We start from the raw sequence: 15,455 nt of genomic DNA, 5'->3' as shown, positions 1-15,455 counted from the left end.
CGCCGCGCGGGGCATGCAAGGGCGGACCGTGTCAACCCTCGGTGGCCGAGCGGGGGCTACCGCGATCATGGAGCACATGACCGGATTCGCCATCATCCTGCTGATCATCGGACTCGCGTTGCTGTTCTTCGGCATCTTCGTCGAGGCCGTGAAGTTTCTGCTCTGGGTGGGCATCGTGATCCTCGTGATCGCTGTCATCGCCTGGCTCATGCAGTTCATCAAGCGCCAGACCTGATACCCGAGACCGAGACCCGACCAGAGAAGTCACCGCCGAGATGCGCGACGACGCCACCCGATCCTGACCGCTCAGTCCTCGACCGTGACCTGCGGGGCGAACGCGACATAGCCCGCGAAGTCCCGCCCGACGCGATCGACGGCGCCCGGGCGAAGATCGGGGTACGCCCACGCGAGGTCGGGGTGCTGCTCGCCGTCGACGACCACGTTGTAGTACTGCGCCGCACCCTTCCACGGACACGTGTACGGCGTCGGGCTCTCTATGAGCACTCCGTCACCGATGCTCGCCGGCGGGAAGTACCAGTTGCCCTCGATCCGCACGAGGTCATCGTGCTCGGCGTCGGCGATCACCGTTCCGTTCAGCGTTGCGCGCATGCGTCGCTCCCTTCGTCTGCTTCGAGACTTGCCGCCCGCCGCCACCGTCGTCAACCCCTTGCTCTCTGCCCGACGATCGGTTGGGTTCGAAGCATGAAGGACAGATCGATTCCCCGCGAGCCCGGACCAGAGCCCGACACGACCGATGCCGCCGAGCCCGAGGACACCGATGCGCGGCTCGACCCCGAAGACGGACCGGCCCTCCTCGATGAAGAAGGCCAGTCCGTCGACGAGATCGAGATCTAGATCACATCACGGGTCCTGAGAGGCGATCCCAGACACGGTGGCGCGTGAGCAGCTCGAGCATTCCCTCGACGAGCGTCGAGGCGGGGCCCGTGAGGACTCCGGGCTCACCGCCGTCGATGTGAGCCGCTGCGAGCACGGCGGCTCCCGCATCGTCGGCACCGATGGCCTTGCCGTGACGGAAGGCCTCCTCGAACGCGCGGACGATCGGCGGCGCGGTCGTGGGGGCGAGGGCGATCAGGCCGTCGAGTTCGATGCTCGCAACGGTGTCGGCGCTGCGCTGGATCGGGATGTGCCCGAGCATGCCGCCGCGCTCGGCGATGACCAACGGTGTGACGCCCTGGTCGTGGAGCGCCTCGCGCACGGACTGCAGCTCTGCGAGATCGGTTTCGGAGTCGGCGAGGATTCCGACGACGCGGCCGTCGACTGGCCACTGCCCGCCAATCATTCGCACAGCGGGGCTCAGCTCGACATCGGCGAGCTCCACGGATGCCGCAGGTGCGGGCAGCCCGAGCGCGTCGGCGACCTTCTGGCACAGGTCCGCGTCGATGTTCGCGAGCGCCGCGAGCTGGCGCTCCTTGATCGCCTGTTCGTAGCACTTGCCGAGCTCGAACGCGTAGGCCCCCGCGACATGCTCCTGCTCGGTCGGTGTCAGCGAGAGGTAGAACAGCCGCGCCTGTGAGTAGTGGTCGTCGAAGCTCGCGGGCTTCTCGCGAGTGATCGCAGCCTCGGGCACGACGGTCGGCACCTCGATGAAAGCGCCCTCAGCCATGCCCGCGTGGAACGGGCACCCACCGTCGAGAGAGTTGGGATGGTACGGCGCGACACCGCGGTGCACAGCGGTCTGGTGCATCCCGTCTCGAAGCATGTCGTTGACGTCAGCGTGCGGCCGGTTGATCGGCAGCTGCGTGAAGTTGGGACCACCGAGCCGCGAGAGCTGCGTGTCGAGGTACGAGAAAAGGCGCCCCTGCAGAAGCGGATCGTTCGTCACGTCGATGCCCGGCACGAGGTGGCCCGGGTGGAAGGCGACCTGTTCGGTCTCGGCGAAGTAGTTCGTGGGATTCGCGTCGAGGGTCATTGTTCCGATGACCTGCAGCGGCGCGAGCTCCTCCGGCACGAACTTCGTCGGATCGAGCAGGTCAATGCCGGCGAAGGTCTCGTCCGGGGTGTCGGGCAGCACCTGGATCGCGAGGTCCCACTGCGGGTGGGCACCCGCCTCGATCGCGTCGGCGAGGTCGCGTCGGTGGAAGTCGGGGTCTTTGCCGCCGGCGATCTGCGCTTCTTCCCACACGAGGGCGTGCGTCCCGAGCTTGGGCCGCCAGTGGAACTTGACCAGGACGGTGTCTCCCGCGTCGTTGACCATGCGGAAGGTGTTGACGCCGAAGCCCTCCATCATCCGATACGAGCGAGGGATGCCGCGGTCGGACATGTTCCACATCGTGTGAGCCTGCGCCTCGGTGTGCAGCGAGACGAAGTCCCAGAAGGTGTCATGGGCGGACTGCGCTTGTGGGATCTCGCGATCGGGATGCGGCTTGACGGCGTGCACGATGTCGGGGAATTTGATCCCGTCCTGGATGAAGAAGACGGGGATGTTGTTGGCGACGAGGTCGTAGACGCCCTCGGACGTGTAGAACTTCGTCGCGAACCCACGAGTATCGCGGGCCGTGTCCATCGAACCGCGCGATCCGACGACGGTCGAGAACCGCACGAAGACGCGCGTCGTCTCACCCGCACGCAGGAACGCGGCGCTCGTGACCGATTCGGCGGCGCCGTTGGCCGTGAACGTGCCGTGCGCGGCGGCGCCGCGGGCGTGCACGACCCGCTCCGGAATCCGCTCGTGGTCGAAGTGCATGATCTTCTCGCGCAGGTGGTGGTCCTGCAGGAGCACGGGCCCGCGCGGGCCGGCGCGCAGCGAGTGATCGGTGTCGCGCAGGCGAGTGCCGAGCGCAGTTGTCAGCCACTCCCCCTGCTGCGCCCGCGTCTCGGCCGGCGCTCCGGTCTCGGCGCCCGTGGGCGACCGGGTTTCGGGCGCGGACTGGTCCGGCTTCGGGGGAAGCGGTTCGCGCGGCGTTTCAGGCTCTGGCAGGGATGCCGGCTCGGATGCGGGGGCGCCGGGGATGGGCGGGTGGGCGTTGTTGCTCATGTTCGTCATAATCCCTGGGTCGTATCGGCCCGGCGCGCGAGACTGCCGGGGTCGGACAAGTACCCCGAGGCTAGGTACGACAGCGTGGATCGCTCCAGCGGGTTGACGCACCGGGGTTGCTCCTCTATGCGCGCGCCTGTCAACCCCGCGCCGCCCGCGGCGGGTGTCTCCTAGAGTTTCGATCGTGACCAGTGATTTCGAGCAGCCGTCACGGTTGCGCCGAGGGATCACCGGACCGCTGCTCTTCGCGTTCATCCTCGGTGACGTGCTCGGTGCGGGGATCTACGCACTGATGGGCGTGCTCGCGGCAGAGGTCGGTGGGATGCTGTGGGCGCCGCTGGTGGTGGCTCTGCTGCTCGCCCTCCTCACCGCCGGCTCGTACGCCGAGCTCGTGACGAAGTACCCGCGCGCCGGCGGTGCTGCCGTATTCGCCGAGCGCGCGTTCAAGGTCAAGCTCGTCTCGTTCCTCGTCGGCTTCTGCATGCTCGCCGCCGGAGTGACCAGTGCGGCAGGCTTGTCGATCGCCTTCGCCGGCGAGTATCTCTCGACCTTCGTCGATCTGCCTGTCACACCCGTCGCCCTCGGCCTCCTCGCCGTCGTCGCCGCGCTCAACGCCCGGGGCATCCGGGAATCGATGAGAGCGAACTTCGTCATGACGATCATCGAGGTCATCGGCCTCGTGATCGTCGTCGTCTCGGTCGGTGTTCTCGTCTCCGGTGGCGGCGGTGACGTGTCGCGCGTCACCGAGGCTCCGGAGGGCACCAATCTCGCCGCCGCCGTCCTGGGGGGCGCGATCATCGCGTACTACTCGTTCGTCGGGTTCGAATCGTCCGCGAGCATCATCGAAGAGGTCAAGGAGCCTCGCAAGACCTACCCGAAGGCCCTCTTCGCGGCCCTCATCACAGCGGGCGTCGTGTACGTGCTCGTCGGCCTCGCGAGCGGCATCGCCCTTCCCGCTGACGAACTCGAGCAGTCCAGCAGCCCGCTCCTGGCTGTCGTCGAGGCGACGGGCGTGGGCGTTCCGGCGTGGCTGTTCAGCCTCATCGCGCTCATCGCCGTCGCCAACGGAGCACTGCTCACGATGATCATGGCGAGCAGGCAGACCTATGGCATGGCCGAGCAGGGGCTCCTGCCCCACACCCTGTCGCGTGTGCTGCCGAAGCGGCGCACGCCCTGGGTGGCGATCCTCGCGACGACTCTCATCGCCATGGTGATGACGCTCGTCGGCGACCTCGCGACGCTCGCCGAGACGGTCGTGCTGCTTCTGCTGCTCGTCTTCATCAGTGCCAATGTCTCGGTGCTCGTCCTGCGCCGCGACCCGGTCGAACACGAGCACTTCCGCGTGTGGACCTGGGTGCCCGTCCTCGGCACCGCATCGTGCATCCTGCTCCTGACGCAGCAGCGCCCGGCCGTATGGCTCTTCGCGGGGGTGCTGCTCGCGATCGGCGTCGTGCTGTACTTCCTCGCCCGCTGGAGTCGGGAGCGCACTGAGCGGTAGGCGTCGGTCGTAGACGCCCGTCAGGGGTTCGCTCTAGATTCAGCACATGATCGAGACGATGCCGGCGGTCGTGCCGCTCGATGTCCTCGGCGCCGTCGTCGTTCCGGTCGTGGCGATCCTCGTGAGCACGGGCATCGCGGTCTGGCTCGCGCGGCGCGAGCGCCTGGCGAGCGAGCGAGCGCACACCCGCGTCGAGATCGTCGCGCTCGTTCGGGCCCTCACCGATCTGCAACGCACCGCGACGCGGGGCGACCGCGACGGTGCGCGTGAAGCATCCGTGCGGTTCTCATCGACGCTCAATGCCTTCACGGCCCATCTCGGGCGCAAGGACCTCGCGGTGCCGCGGTACCTCGCGATCGTGATGAACCGCGGCATCGAGACAGGCGATCTCACCAAGATCGGCCGGACCGCGCTGTTCCTCAGCAACTGCGTCGACTCGTGGCTGCGCGGCACCGTGTCATCGGCTCAGTTCGCGCAGCACACTCCCCCGGATATCAATGAGGTCTGGGAGGATGACGTCGACCTCGCCGGATGGGCTCGCGCGATCGAGGGCACGCCGGACTGAGCCTCAATACAGACAGGCGAGGTGACCCCCCGACGGCTCGACCGCGACCCTCGATGGCACGGTCGTGATGATGCGCCCTCGTTCGGGGAATCTACCGGGCGACGCGCATCCTTCGCCCCTCGAAGCCCACGATGTCGCCGAGCTGCAACTGGCGTCCGCGCCGCCGATCGACGTCGCCGTTCACGGTCACGAAGCCGTCGATGATGGCCTCTTTCACGTCGCCACCCGAGTCGAGGACCCCCGCGAACTTCAGAAACTGGCCGAGGCGGATCATCTCCCCGCCGATCGACATGTCCTCGATCGGAGCTGCTTTCGTCATCCTCGAATGCTAGTCCGGGACGCTCCCCTTTCCGCCCTCTCCGCACGGCAGCGATTCTCGAACTCTGCCTCGTCTTGGCACAATGAGGCTGTGCCCTCATCGCCTGTCGCCCCGGTCGACGTCGACGCCGGTCGCCGCATGTGGCAGGAGTATGCGGCGGCGCACCCCGACGCGGTATCGGTGTGCCCCGAGTACACGATCGAGCACTTCGGCGACTCGGAGCGGTTGGCCGACGAGCTTGTGGCGCACGTGATCAGCGGGCGCAAGAGGGGGACGTCAGAACTCGTCGCGGACTACCTCGCCCGTGGCGATGAGATTCCCCGCATCGGGTCGCACTGGATCGCTTGCGACGGGCGTGGCGTGCCCCAGATCATCATCCGGAGCGTCGAGCTGCGGTTGGGCACGTTCTCGAGCGCAGACGCCGCGTTCGCCGCGGATGAGGGCGAAGACGACCTGAGCTTGGAGAGCTGGCGGCGCGAGCATCGTCGCTACTGGACGCGCGTCGCTCAGGCCCAGGGCCGGGTGTGGTCCGAAGACGAGGAGATCGTCTTCGAGCGCTTCCGGGTGGTCTGGCCGCCGCAGCACGCTGACTGAAGGCGTTCTACGTCAGCTCGCCGGCTCGCCGGCGCAGGCGCGGGTATCGTCACGGAGGTGACCCTCGAATCCAAGTTTCCGTCGTCGATAGGCAACGTCGCGCGGCAAGCGCTCGCGGCGCACGGCATCACCGGGTACGACCAACTCGTGTCTCACACACCCGAAGATCTTCTGGCTGTGCACGGTGTCGGTCCGAAAGCAGTGCGAATCCTGACCGAGGAACTCGCGCGTCGAGGTCTTCGCCTCAGCAAGTAGTTCCGGGGCTGCCCCGGGTCGACGTGACCCGTATCGCTCGCGCGCGGTCACGGCCGCCGGGTCTCGGTCCGCTCGTTCCCCCGCTTGTAGTTGCCTGTGACGCGCGCCATCACCTGCTGTGGATCCGCGCGTTCGACATCGTCGAGAAACTTTGCCGCCGCCGTTTTTCGCAACGTGGCCGCCAGCCGACCGTCGTGGCGGATCTCCACGCGATCACCACGAACCGTGAACACGAAGCCGCTCGGTGAACCTGCCATAGCTCCGAGCATGCACGACGTTCGAGCGCAACGGCATGCTCCGCGCCGAGGCTGCTCTGCGCCCGTCCTCTGGGAACGGTTCTGTGCCAGGTCGGTGGGCCTGTACGTTCGGCGTCATGGTTGACATCGTCGAGTTCACGCCGGGTGCTGCGGAGCGGTACGCCCGCGTCCTCTCGGCGACGGCAGCGGCTAACGCTATGCAGCTGCCACCGCCTGCGAGACAACCGGATCGATACCGATTTCGGGGCAACGAAAAGGGCCAGAAATCCGCGGCTCTGTTGGTTCACCATGAAGCGCCGACACGAGCATGCCGCCCGCGCAGATCCGTCGCGCCGCCAATCAGCCGCCAAGCGGTCGGCGGGGTGCAGTGCCCGAAGCGAGCGGTTGCTGATCGGTCATGGGTGGGACGTCGGCTCGATAGGCGGCCAGCCACGGCCGGAGCGCCGGAGATGGAGGTGGAGTGACCGAATGGGAGCTCGCCCGGAAATTCCGCAAGTATGCCGAAGACGCACGACCCTGGCCACGTATCCGGGCGTTGTTCATCGAACTCGCGGAAGGTTATGAGTCGAACGCGCGCCGCGAGGACATCGCTGCCGAGCGACGGCGTCAAGGGCGAGGTTTGGGATAGGACCAATCGCTCGAAAAGCGCATCTACCCGGAGCGTCTTGCGGCGCACCTCATTAGGAGACAGGGCGGGGTTCGCTTCATCAGGGCTTGCCGGCTAAGCCGGGTGCGCGAGCTAATCGCGTTCCAGCTGTGACCGGAATCGCGCAGACGTGCGACGAGGTGATCTCGTTCGCGGAGCAGCTTCGCCTCCTCCCCGTGCAGGCGGTCATCGAACACCGCAGACACCGCGGCAGGAGCATGCTTGAACTGCATCGACGAGATACCTCTGAGGCCCCGGCTACGCGGCGGGCGAGGGAAAGAAGACCTCCTCGATCCGCACGTCGAACGTTGCAGCAATGCGGAACGCAAGATCAAGGCTGGGATCGAACCGGTCTCGCTCGATAGAGATGATGGTCTGCCGCGAGACGCCGACGAGGTCTGCTAGGCGCTCCTGGGAGAGTCCGGCCGCCGCGCGACGCTCACGCAGGTCGTTGCGCATCAGGACTCCCGGTGCTGCAGCACCCAGTACCGCACCGAGAAGTCGAGCAGCCCGACCGCCATCAACAGAGAGAGCGCCAGTAGTGCAGACGCGTCAACCCGAAGCAGTGACACGAGCAGCAGGCCGCCAGCCGCAACGAAGAGAACATCCGTGAATGCACCCGCCCGGGCTCGTTCCGATTGGCTCCGCTCGATGGAGTCTCTTGAATTGGCCCGCTGCGTGTTTGGCGAGTGCCGGCCGATGAGGATCGCCCAGGCCAGCATGGCCGCCATCGCACCGCCGATCAGTGCGGACCACAGCACGCTGAACGCCGCGATCGCGGGACCGACTGCCGAAGGGTCGTCATCCCGCAACCCGATCAGCCACGCTGTCACTCCGAACACTCCCGCCCCGACAGCCGCCGCAAGGACGATGAGGAGAACGCGTTGCATCGAACTGCCGGTGCGAGCGGGGCGGTCGTTGTTGGTGTGTTCAGACATGGGTTGTGCCTCTCTGCGGCTCGAAGCTCTTGCCCACCAACATATGTAAAGCCCGCTTTACAGTCAAGTAAACTTGACATGCCTGCTCGACGCGACATCGCCTGCACCCGCGAGATGCAGCGCTCGGCGAGCGGATCGCGACGAACGCTCCAGTAAATTGCCCCTGATCAAGAAGCCGTTCCCGCTTCGTACCTCCTACACGCCCCCGAGCTCATCGGCGGATCGAGGCTAAGCGGAGGAACCATAGGATCAGGCTTCGGGCGCCGGTGCCGCAGATGGGGGATGACTTTGACCGAGAGCAACAAGAGGCAGCTCGTGGTGGACGCGTTCGGGGTGCTGTTCCCGAACGGTGACCCTGCCCAGATTGACAACCGGACGCACTTCCGGCCGGACCGGTCCAAGGACGTTTCTCCCAGGCTGCGACTGAACTGGTCGAGCGAGCTGATGAAGCGTCTTGCCCGGTTCGCGAACAGGTCGCGCCGCAACGAGCTTGCGATCCTCGCCGACCCGAACTGGTACGAGTTCCTCCTCCGCGAGTCGCCGAAGGAGTACGGCCTGAAGATCCTGGCGTCAAGCTGGAAACGGGAGTACCTCGAGGACTTCCCGATCGCCAAATACGACCGCAACCGGACCAAGCAGGCGGAAGCGGACAAGCTCTTTCGCGTCCTGCGACGGTCACAAGACGCCTACCGCATCGCGTACGTCGAGAACGGGCGGTTCGAGCATTGCGTCATCGACAACGTCAACCACCCCGAGGACCCGAACGTCCGCCGTGGCTTCTACTCACCCAGCCTGCGGGTCAGCGTTGACCGACGAGCGGGCGTGTCACGGGTGGAACTCGCCGCCATCGAGGACTTCCTCTCCCGCAAGAACACGCATCAGGACATCATCGACACCGGCTTCTTCCACCAGTGCCGCCCGAGGTCCGCGCTAGATCTGGGGCGCCCGTGGCCGGCGCGGCCAGCCTCACGTCAGGGCACTGAACCCGCAAGCTAGAGCGTCCGCCCCAGCCGAGATTCACTCGAATGAATCTGCGGGGTTCTCATTCCCGCTCACGTCGACATCAACGCCGCATACGCGAGGGTGGGAGGCGAAGGCGTGGGACTGGGCCTCGGAGAACCGTGGTCCAAGATCCGGCCGCACGCGGAACGGCTTGCTGCGCTTGGGCTTGCGGCAAGCCGCTGGTGAATGTCGTCATGGGACCCCATCCGCCGCGTGGTTGGCGCGGCGCGGTGCGGGGCGCATAGGTAACGGGGCGCTCGGGCGGCCTTGTCCGCGCGGCCCACTATTCTGGATCCACGGCTGGGCCTCGGTGGAGGCCTGGCCCCAGGCTTGACTGGCCCCGCTGCGATGTCGCATGGGCCCCGTGAGGGGAACGAATGGTGTTGGGTACGGATCGGGAGCCGAGCCGGGAGCGGGACCTCCGCAAGCAGGAGACTCTGATCCGGTTCGCGCGTGAGGCGCGGGAATGGGATCAGCGCAAGCGCCCCGCACCGTCGAGGGCGGAACTCGCCCTCCGGAAGAAGGTCGAGCGGGTCCGCGCCAAGCAGTCCCGCCGTGCACTCAAGCCCGCCGAGGCTCAGGTGATCGAGGAGTGGGAGCGGCTGCAGCACGCCGAGCGTCACGCCCAGCGCACCGAACGTGACGCCCGCCTGATCCGCGCGGCGAAGTCCGATGTGTTCCACCCGATGGACGCGTCCTGGCTGCTGTCGGTGCTGCGGGCGCCCGCCGAGCACTCCCCCGACCAACCGGCGCTGAGCGCCAAAGACGAGGACAGGCTCGCCACCATGGCGGCGAGCCTGCAGGAATCGGCCCAGCGAGCGCTCGAGCGGCACGAGAGGGAAGTGAACTCTCCGTTCCTCCGAACTTCGTTGAACTACCGCTTCCACGTCGACCCCAAGACCGCGTTCGCGGAGCGCTGCCTCAAGATCTCCGACTGCCCATTCGGCCCTAAGAGCTGCCACTTCCCCGATGAGAAAAGCGCGCGCGAAGCCGCTGCCCTCATCCGGACATACCATGAGCTGACGGCCCAGTCCTCGGTGCCGCAGGCACGCGGCTGGTACACCGTGCACTTCTTCGCGTCCGGCGGGTCGAACAGAGCCAGCACCGCATCTTCGGCGCTCTTCCACGCGCATCCCGGTTATCGCCTCGTTCTCGAAGAGACGGGCGCCGTGCTCGAGAAGACCTCGAACGACTCCACGGATTTCGCGGAGCCGTGGCGGGTGGTGACGCCAGGGCTCGGGTACCCGGTGGGGTTCACCTACGGAACGCACACCCTGATGACTCCGATGATGCGGGGCGGGTTCCGCCTCGAGAAGACGGACGTACTGCCGAGCTACGACTTCAGGTTGCCGGGCAGCATCACGTGATCCCACCTCGGATCCCGTCAGGTACCCAGTCTGCGGCCCGTCCACGGGCGATGGCCTGAGAATCGAGAGAGTCGCGCAGCGATCGACGCCATCACCGCGGGCCCACCGCGGCGCTGATCGCCCTCGTCGACCTCACCCTCGCCGTCGACGGGACAGCGGTGCGCGATGAGCCGAAATGGCCGGTCAGGGGCAGACGCGGACGTGGCGTCCTTCGAATCCGACGATGTCGCCGATCTTCAGCTGGCGCCCGCGACGGCGATCGACCTCGCCGTTCACGCTCACGTAGCCGTCGATGATGGCTCTTTCACGTTCCCACCGGAATCGAGGGTGCGCCCGCCCGTACGGCGCCGCGGCGGCTCCTCCGGGAACCCGCACCACGATCGCTTCGCCTACCAGCTCATCCAGGCGGACATCCGCCGTCGTTCGGCCGCCGCGCACGGTGTGAGCCGGCGCATCGACGTGCGTGCCGGTGTGCGTGCCAATATCGATCCGCGCCACCGCCACGCCGTCAGCATCCAGTGTGAGCGCCGGACCGATGGTGAGCATCGTCGCCCACGTCGTCCCGCAAGCCGCGTGGGAGGCGACGCCGAAAGCCAACCCGCCGGGACCGCTGCCCGTCGAACAGCGGCGAGCCATCTCAAGCCCCGCCGCGATCCCGGCCCCACAAGGCCGCGCCGCCGCCGGTATCCGGGTCGCGACGATCCATCTGAACGGGACTATCAAAGCCCGTGGGATCTGGTTCAACATCAGCCACACCCGCCGCGGACAGGACGTCTACGTCATCTACGACGCGACAGCCTCATGATCTTCGACGATCGCGGCACCCTGATCATCGAACGCCCCTGGCCCGCACCAGGCGTCCGCTACCGACGACCGATGCCCTCCCCTTGGCATATGGAAACTCCTGTCTCTGAAGGACGTTGTAGTGCAGTTCCGTATGGCTGTCGAACGGCAGGCCGGCGCGTTAGAGGACGAGGTCGTGACGCGCGGAGAGTGCGCCGGCCGCGGCGGGTGAGGCGCGCCGGGCGAGGACCGCCGCCACGGCTCCGTTCCCCGCGCCTCCCCTGCCCGTCGGGGCAGACGTATGGACAGATCAGTTGGCGACCGTCACGCCGCAACGTGATGACCAAGGAGCACCGGTCTGCGACGGGCGCGGCGTACTTGCGCCGGGGTGTGCCGGAGGCTTCACACCTCCCGGATGCCCGCTCGCGGCCCGGACACCCGAACGATCCGGTGACAAGCGCTCGCCATGCGGAGCGGCCCTCGATGACGCGTCACGTTGCTGTATCGGAGTCCGGCGTGGATGGTTCTACGCGTCTCGAACGCTTCTGCTTGATCTCTCGTCCCAGCTGTACGCCGCCCCCCACCACTGCGACAAATCCCGCTACGAAGAGGACGATGCGGACCCAGAGCTCCGCATCCGGGATGAAGAGCGCCGGGCTGGCGAAGATGAACGTCGCGCCCACGAAGTACCAGGTCGCGATCTGAGGTGTTTCAGTCCTGTCGTGCCGTGTAGTCATGGTTGCTCCTCCCTCCAAGGTCGACGCTACGCGCGCGGATGCCGCGTGGCCTCCGTCTCGAGATGGATATTCGCCGGTCAGCACGAGAAGTGCCACTGAGCGAGACAGGACGGGGCACACAGATCAGGCAACGACTCGTCCGCCTTCACCGCGTCGGTGCGATGCCTTGAAGGTGCTGGTCAGCGGTGTCATAGTTGATCGCCCGGCGGACGTTACACGCGGTCCACCGTTGGGAGTCGGACGCATGTGGATGATTTTGTTGTTCGGAGCCGTCGCATCCGTCGCGCTCGTGATCGGCGCTGCGGTGGGTGCCCGGCTGGAGCTGCCCAAACGTCTGCTCGCGATTCTCTTGTCTTTCGCGGCCGGAGCGTTGATCACGGCCCTTTCGTTCGAGTTGTTCGAGGACTCCTATGAGCGCGGTGGGATCTGGCTTGCGGTGGTCGGCTTGTTCGCCGGCGCGGTAGTGTTCACGATTCTCAGCGCGCTTCTGGACCGCTGGGCTCAAGCCGGATCGCGTTCGAGGCCTGCGGACGAGGTCAAGGGAAGCGTCAAGCTGGACACAGACGCCGCCGCAGCGGGCCGGAGCGCCAGCTCGGCGACAACCCGAGGAACTGCCGGGGTGGCGCTTCTGGCCGCTGTGACGCTGGACGGCGTCCCAGAGAATCTGGCACTGGGCATCTCGCTGGCTGAAGGCACCGGCAGCATCGCGCTGCTCGCGGCGATCTTTGCATCCAACCTTCCGGAGGCGCTTGTCGGCGCTGCCTCGATGCGGGACCAGGGACGGCCTCTCTCGCAGATCATGTGGTTGTGGACGGCGTGTGCTGTCCTCCTCACCGGTGCGGTTGTGGCTGGAGCGGTATTCCTTTCTCAGAGCGACCCGGCAGTGGTTTCCTTGCCGTTGGCGTTCGCGGCCGGAGCCGTGATCGCCTCCTTGGCAGACACCCTCATGCCGGAGGCGTACGAGCACGGTGGCCCGGCGGTCGCGTTGAGCACGGCCGCCGGGTTCTCGGTGTCTTTCGCACTGTCGCTCGCGTAGCCGATGAGACCCCTGGTGCTTCTTGCGGTGCCGGCGGTCCCCAGCTCTCCCGCTCATCGCTTCGCGTCGGGTTTCAGACGGGTGTGTTGGTCGCTCCCGCGTCGTTCTCCGGTCGTTGCGCGCGGCGCCGCCGCGCTCGGTCGAGGAGCGTCATGGTGGGAGTTGCTGCCGCCCCATGAATCAGGATGGAGCCGAGAACCACGACGGACGCGATCGCCCAAAGCCGTTCACCGCCGGGAAAGTCGCCGTTCTCGAGTGCATAGGCGATGTAGAACAGGGAACCGACCCCTCGAACGCCGAAGAACGCGATCACCCCTCGTTCTCGGGGACCTGTCTTCCCCGGCGTAAGACCAATCCAGCCGCTGAGGGGTCGGATGACCAGTAGGACCGCCGCAGCAAAGAGAATGTCCGGCAATGTCAGCGACTGAAGCAGTCCACGGGCAACAGCCCCGCCGAGGAGAATGAGCACAGCCACAGTGAGGAGCCGTTCCACTTGCTCGACGAAGGTGTGCAGGACCGAGTGGAGTCCATGGGCTCGTTCTGCCGCTCTGATGGTGCAGGCACAGACGAAGACCGCGAGGAATCCGTATCCTTCAGCGACTTCCGCTGCTCCATAGGCGAGGAAAGTCGCCGCCAGGGCGATGAACCCGTCGGCTTTGTCGGTGAATCCCAACCGTTGCGAGAGTCCGGAGAAGAACAGGCGGCGTAACAGCCACCCCACACCGAGGCCGAGGAGCATGCCGAGAGCCAGACGCCACCCGACGTCGATCAGCAACCACTCACTGAGCCACCCCGATGGGGCCAGACCGACGGTACTGATCGCGATGGCGGCGTATGTGAACGGGAACGCGAGGCCGTCGTTGAGGCCGGCTTCGGAGGTGATCGCGAAGCGAGCCTCGTCGTCGTCGCCGTGGTCATCTTCGGTGAGCGGTTCGGTGACCTGCACTTCGCTGGCCAGCACAGGGTCGGTGGGTGCCAGAGCCGCCGCAAGCAGGATCGCGCTGGCGGCACCAAGCCCGAGTCCCCACCAGCCCAGCAGCGCAACCGCGACGATCGACAAGGGCATCGTGATGCCCAGCAGCCGCCACGTGGTGGACCAAGTGCGCCAGCTAAAGACCCTGTTGATCGCAAGCCCAGCGCCCATCAGAGAGACGATGACGCAGAGCTCGGTGAGGTGGACGGCGATGACGGGATGCTCCGTCGGATTGGGATCTGGCAATCCGGGGACGATGGTGAACGCAACGATGCCTGCACCAACGAAGACCATGGGCATGGACACCGGTGCTTTGCCGAGCAGCCGCGGCAGCAACGCAGCGAACAAGGTCGCAATGCCAGCCGAAAGGTATACCAGCCCGACAGGATCCAACGTCATTTGTGTGCCCCCGGGGGGTGAGGAGGGCTATCGCCGGGGTGGACCATGGTGTGGTCCAACTGGCAGGCCTCCCGTGTGTGCAGGTTGAGGTGTACGCCCGCCGATCAGCCGAGTCGGATGGAGGCGTGATGATCACCGCGCACGCCGACGAGAATGCACCCGGGGACCTGACGTCGAAGCCGCCACTCGCCCGCGTTGCAGTCGACAGCTTCGGCTGCAACATGACGGTGTCGGAATGATCGATGTCCGAGAGTACTGCGCGTGGGCAGAATGTTTGCGTCGTCGTCCCCGGCGAGGAGGGACCCGCTTGTCTAGGCGATGTGCTTCATGGGGAGACCATATGTCGAGAAGCGTCCGCTGAGTTGACGGTTGACTTTCTGACGCAACACTGAGCGAACCCTCAATGAAGTCGGCCGACGGCGGGTGCAGGCGTGCCGTAGCGGTTGACCCGTGAGCAACACTCGAACAAGGCCAGACCCCTTCAGCGACGGAGTGGCAGATGACCAGCCCGCGACTCCCGCACCTACTACGACCGCAAGATCAGCCAAGGCAAGCGCCACAACCAGGCACTCCTTGGTCTCGCAGGACGCCGGTCTGACGTGCTAATCGCAATGCTCCGCGACGGCACTCCCTACGAGCGGTCCCACGGAACCGCAGGCGGCGAACTGGCCGCCTGATGGCGCGCTCAAACTCGAGCGGACCCGGAACCCGAAGCTCGACGCGTTCCGATCGGGAACATCGGGATAGCCAAGCCTGCGAACGCAATCAGCGGCCAGAAGCTGTTCGACGCGATCGCCAGCTGGTTCACGACCGCGCTCGACCTCGCCGACATCGAGCGCCTGACGCCCCACGACCTGCGCCACACGGCTGCAAGCCTGGCGATCTCGTCGGGTGCAAACGTCAAGGCAGTGCAGCGAATGCTGGGACACCAGTCTGCCGCGATGACACTCGACACGTACGCCGATCTGTTCGACGACGACCTCGCGGATGTCGCCGAACGGATGAATCAGGGCGGGCTGAACGCGGATGTCGGCCGCCTCTGGGCGAACTGATTGCGAGTTTGGGACTGCCCCGAGTTTGGTTGACGTCTG

General features: G+C 66.4%; 18 protein-coding genes and 2 pseudogenes. 12 read left to right on the top strand and 8 right to left on the bottom strand.

All coding sequences use genetic code 11. The annotated features are described in order from the left end of the window. The first annotated feature begins 76 nt into the window (after window positions 1-76). Entirely contained in the window at window positions 77-235 is a 159-nt protein-coding gene (locus AC25Y0_RS11620; protein WP_488123404.1) for a hypothetical protein, read from the top strand. Between the two features lie 71 nt (window positions 236-306). Here AC25Y0_RS11620 and AC25Y0_RS11615 read toward each other — a convergent pair whose 3' ends face one another. Further along, window positions 307-654, bottom strand: coding sequence for a DUF427 domain-containing protein (locus AC25Y0_RS11615; protein WP_488123442.1), 348 nt, complete (start codon window positions 652-654; stop codon window positions 307-309). A 48-nt stretch (window positions 655-702) separates the two neighbouring features. Here AC25Y0_RS11615 and AC25Y0_RS11610 point away from each other — a divergent pair, with 48 nt between their 5' ends. Further along, complete coding sequence (locus AC25Y0_RS11610; protein ID WP_488123405.1) at window positions 703-855, top strand: hypothetical protein; 153 nt, start codon at window positions 703-705, stop codon at window positions 853-855. Window position 856: 1 nt separating this feature from the next. Here AC25Y0_RS11610 and AC25Y0_RS11605 read toward each other — a convergent pair whose 3' ends face one another. Continuing rightward, window positions 857-2,995, bottom strand: coding sequence for a catalase (locus AC25Y0_RS11605; protein ID WP_488134698.1), 2,139 nt, complete (start codon window positions 2,993-2,995; stop codon window positions 857-859). Between the two features lie 184 nt (window positions 2,996-3,179). On the opposite strand from AC25Y0_RS11605, the gene AC25Y0_RS11600 reads away from it, so the two are divergent. Next, entirely contained in the window at window positions 3,180-4,493 is a 1,314-nt protein-coding gene (locus tag AC25Y0_RS11600) for an APC family permease (protein WP_488123407.1), read from the top strand. Between the two features lie 46 nt (window positions 4,494-4,539). After that, the gene (locus AC25Y0_RS11595; RefSeq protein WP_488123408.1) at window positions 4,540-5,058 is read left to right on the top strand and encodes a hypothetical protein; all 519 of its coding nucleotides are present in this window, start codon (window positions 4,540-4,542) and stop codon (window positions 5,056-5,058) included. Between the two features lie 91 nt (window positions 5,059-5,149). Here the strand turns inward: AC25Y0_RS11595 and AC25Y0_RS11590 are convergent, their stop codons facing one another. Further along, window positions 5,150-5,377, bottom strand: a complete 228-nt coding sequence (locus AC25Y0_RS11590) for an RNA-binding S4 domain-containing protein (protein ID WP_488123409.1) — start codon at window positions 5,375-5,377, stop codon at window positions 5,150-5,152. A gap of 138 nt (window positions 5,378-5,515) precedes the next feature. Between AC25Y0_RS11590 and AC25Y0_RS11585 the strand changes: the two genes are divergently transcribed. Both AC25Y0_RS11585 and AC25Y0_RS11580 read left to right on the top strand, forming a co-directional pair. Then, on the top strand, window positions 5,516-5,971 hold the full coding sequence (locus AC25Y0_RS11585) for an ASCH domain-containing protein (RefSeq protein ID WP_488123443.1): 456 nt from the start codon (window positions 5,516-5,518) through the stop codon (window positions 5,969-5,971). A gap of 57 nt (window positions 5,972-6,028) precedes the next feature. Next, window positions 6,029-6,226: a helix-hairpin-helix domain-containing protein gene (locus AC25Y0_RS11580; RefSeq protein WP_488134697.1), complete on the top strand. Its 198-nt coding sequence runs from the start codon at window positions 6,029-6,031 to the stop codon at window positions 6,224-6,226. 47 nt (window positions 6,227-6,273) lie between these two features. On the opposite strand, the gene AC25Y0_RS11575 is transcribed toward AC25Y0_RS11580, so the two are convergent. The 3 genes from AC25Y0_RS11575 to AC25Y0_RS11565 all read right to left on the bottom strand — a co-directional run bounded on the left by AC25Y0_RS11575 (window position 6,274) and on the right by AC25Y0_RS11565 (window position 8,067). Further along, on the bottom strand, window positions 6,274-6,483 hold the full coding sequence (locus AC25Y0_RS11575; RefSeq protein WP_488123410.1) for a hypothetical protein: 210 nt from the start codon (window positions 6,481-6,483) through the stop codon (window positions 6,274-6,276). A gap of 904 nt (window positions 6,484-7,387) precedes the next feature. Continuing rightward, window positions 7,388-7,588 (bottom strand): helix-turn-helix transcriptional regulator, encoded by a 201-nt coding sequence (locus tag AC25Y0_RS11570; protein WP_129393106.1) that lies wholly within the window; start codon window positions 7,586-7,588, stop codon window positions 7,388-7,390. Then, window positions 7,588-8,067: a hypothetical protein gene (locus tag AC25Y0_RS11565; protein ID WP_488123411.1), complete on the bottom strand. Its 480-nt coding sequence runs from the start codon at window positions 8,065-8,067 to the stop codon at window positions 7,588-7,590. Before AC25Y0_RS11565 ends, AC25Y0_RS11570 begins: the two co-directional genes overlap by 1 nt. Before the next feature lie 282 nt (window positions 8,068-8,349). On the opposite strand from AC25Y0_RS11565, the gene AC25Y0_RS11560 reads away from it, so the two are divergent. Both AC25Y0_RS11560 and AC25Y0_RS11555 read left to right on the top strand, forming a co-directional pair. Then, entirely contained in the window at window positions 8,350-9,063 is a 714-nt protein-coding gene (locus AC25Y0_RS11560; protein WP_488123412.1) for a hypothetical protein, read from the top strand. A 383-nt stretch (window positions 9,064-9,446) separates the two neighbouring features. Further along, the gene (locus AC25Y0_RS11555; protein WP_488123413.1) at window positions 9,447-10,436 is read left to right on the top strand and encodes a hypothetical protein; all 990 of its coding nucleotides are present in this window, start codon (window positions 9,447-9,449) and stop codon (window positions 10,434-10,436) included. Between the two features lie 183 nt (window positions 10,437-10,619). Here AC25Y0_RS11555 and AC25Y0_RS11550 read toward each other — a convergent pair whose 3' ends face one another. Next, window positions 10,620-10,982 carry a cyclase family protein gene (locus AC25Y0_RS11550; RefSeq protein ID WP_488123414.1) on the bottom strand — a complete coding sequence of 121 codons (363 nt, stop codon included), beginning with the start codon at window positions 10,980-10,982 and terminating at the stop codon, window positions 10,620-10,622. Between AC25Y0_RS11550 and AC25Y0_RS11545 the strand changes: the two genes are divergently transcribed. Then, window positions 10,972-11,241: a hypothetical protein gene (locus AC25Y0_RS11545; RefSeq protein WP_488123415.1), complete on the top strand. Its 270-nt coding sequence runs from the start codon at window positions 10,972-10,974 to the stop codon at window positions 11,239-11,241. The genes AC25Y0_RS11550 and AC25Y0_RS11545 overlap by 11 nt on opposite strands. 959 nt (window positions 11,242-12,200) lie before the next feature. After that, the gene (locus AC25Y0_RS11540) at window positions 12,201-12,992 is read left to right on the top strand and encodes a ZIP family metal transporter (protein ID WP_488134696.1); all 792 of its coding nucleotides are present in this window, start codon (window positions 12,201-12,203) and stop codon (window positions 12,990-12,992) included. 73 nt (window positions 12,993-13,065) lie between these two features. On the opposite strand, the gene AC25Y0_RS11535 is transcribed toward AC25Y0_RS11540, so the two are convergent. After that, window positions 13,066-14,364 (bottom strand): cation:proton antiporter, encoded by a 1,299-nt coding sequence (locus tag AC25Y0_RS11535; protein WP_488123417.1) that lies wholly within the window; start codon window positions 14,362-14,364, stop codon window positions 13,066-13,068. A 515-nt stretch (window positions 14,365-14,879) separates the two neighbouring features. On the opposite strand from AC25Y0_RS11535, the pseudogene AC25Y0_RS11530 reads away from it, so the two are divergent. Both AC25Y0_RS11530 and AC25Y0_RS11525 read left to right on the top strand, forming a co-directional pair. Continuing rightward, window positions 14,880-15,041, top strand: a pseudogene (locus tag AC25Y0_RS11530) (IS110-like element IS110 family transposase); the annotation flags it as partial. Between the two features lie 153 nt (window positions 15,042-15,194). After that, window positions 15,195-15,416, top strand: a pseudogene (locus tag AC25Y0_RS11525) (tyrosine-type recombinase/integrase); the annotation flags it as partial. Window positions 15,417-15,455 lie beyond the last annotated feature (39 nt).

The sequence above is a fragment of the Microbacterium sp. Y547 genome, assembly GCF_057669785.1.
This window is presented reverse-complemented; position numbering and strand designations above follow the sequence as displayed.